General features: G+C 58.0%; 1 protein-coding gene and 1 pseudogene. One reads left to right on the top strand and one right to left on the bottom strand.

Annotated elements, in window-relative coordinates; translation table 11 throughout:
- Positions 1-218 (bottom strand): annotated as a pseudogene (locus E4K65_RS46600) (IS110 family transposase); the annotation flags it as partial.
- A gap of 552 nt (positions 219-770) precedes the next feature.
- Here E4K65_RS46600 and E4K65_RS46585 point away from each other — a divergent pair.
- The gene (locus tag E4K65_RS46585) at positions 771-1337 is read left to right on the top strand and encodes a hypothetical protein (protein WP_025576193.1); all 567 of its coding nucleotides are present in this window, start codon (positions 771-773) and stop codon (positions 1335-1337) included.
- Positions 1338-1831: the final 494 nt, after the last annotated feature.

The raw sequence follows: 1831 nt of genomic DNA, 5'->3' as shown, positions 1-1831 counted from the left end.
AACGATGCGAGTCTGCGGCTCAAATGATGTGCGCCGACGCAGGCTTCCATGCCGATCAGGCAAGGCGGCATATTGGCGAGCCGCGCCTCCACCTGGCCACGCGACCACTTTTGCCGCAGCACGATGGTGCCGCGCGTATCGTGGCCCACGACGTGGAACGAGTTTTTGCCGATATCGATGCCGATCACGGCGATCGCGGTACTGGGTGTCTGGGACATGGCGTGCTCCCTGTCTTGGCGCCCCTGGCCAGCTTATCGCTGGCGGGGCAGGAGCACGGCCGGACCATCCCATTAGCGGATATTACGGATATTGGTGGCTGCGGAAATCGACGTCACTCAATGCTCACCTCCTGAGTTGCAAGCGGAACGACGCAAAGCATGAAGAGCGGCACAGAGTCGCTGCACCCATGTGCACCGTGCTTCATCCGAACAGCAGGAGAATTGCATTTTGCATAGCGCATTCGGTCAGGATGGCTGACGGTGCGCTGCGTTTTCTGGGCATGACGCTGACGTCCGCCGCGTTCCATGCTATTATGCTTATATTCCAGGTCGTTCGGTCGAACCTTGTACTGAGGTAAAAACCGATGATTGGAGCCACCATCCCCACATACTTCGTCAGTCCAAGGCGAAGCATCATGAAAGCATGATCACGTTGACGCTCGGCGCCGGCGTGCAACTCGATTTGACAGGAGAGAGCATACGCAGGTCGATTTCAACTCGCGGCAGTTCACGGCGGAGACCTGAACCGCCGCTTGATCTAAGGAGGCACTCATGAACGTCATCAACGTGCGCAGAGTCCCCACATTCACCGCAGCGATGAGACTCACCAAAGCAACGGCTTTTGCTGCAGCGCTCGTGTCCTTTGCCCCCGCGGCTGTCGCGGGAGAGCCGATTGAAAAGAAGGGGACTACTCCTTATGTGACGCACTTTATTTTTCGACCCTTGATGAGCATTGACACCGCCGAACTCGGCAAGGCCACGACGCTGGAGGCGGTCGGGACCACTCAAAACATGAAGGGAGAGAAGATGCTGGACAAGATGTCAGCACGCTGCGTGGCGCTGAACGTCGCGTCCGGAGACAAGAAATACATTGACGGAGCTTGCGTGCTCGCCGACAGCGACGGCGACAAGATTTTCTCGACCTTCGATACTCGAGACCTCGACAAGGCCCAGCCGAAGATGGATTGTGGAACGCATATCATCACCGGCGGCACCGGTAAGTATAAGGGCATCACCGGAAGCGAACCATTTGCGTGCATAGCTATGCCTGCGTTGGCTGGCTCTGGCGATTATTTTGCGATGGACATCCCGCACAACACGTCCTGGGAAATCAAATGATCCTGAACCCGATGTCGCCGTAAAGATGGTTGTTGAGGCGGCCATCAATCGCTGAACGAGAGCCTAGCCCACCACAGCTGGGCTCTTCTTCTGTTCATGATTTAGGTCAGATGGCCCGCCCTTGGTCCCTGGCGGACGTGGTGGCAGACGGGCGGGTATGCGCTTTGTCTCCAGGCGGCCATCTGCAACGTGACAGCGCCGACGAAACACGCCTGAAACAATCCTGAAACCCGATTGTCCTGAACTCCTTTTCCGCCGGCCTCGACCAACCAAGCGAAAAGGAGACAATCATGATCCAGATCGGTTCGAAGGAAGAAGTCGCGTTCCTGCTGGCGCTGTTCGGCACCCACACCCAGCCGGTCAAGCGGCCGAAGCCGAAATCGCGGCAAGGCTGAAGGCGGTGATCCCATGCCCGGCTTGGCCGAATGCCAGAGCCTCTTGCGGCTTTTGATCGCAAGGGGAGATCCGAAGGCCATCCCGATCGCCAAGGGCGC

The sequence above is a fragment of the Bradyrhizobium niftali genome, from assembly GCF_004571025.1.
Classification (GTDB): Bacteria; Pseudomonadota; Alphaproteobacteria; order Rhizobiales; family Xanthobacteraceae; genus Bradyrhizobium; species Bradyrhizobium niftali.
The sequence above is the reverse complement of the archived record's forward strand: the minus strand, read 5'-3'. Positions and strand labels throughout refer to the sequence as shown.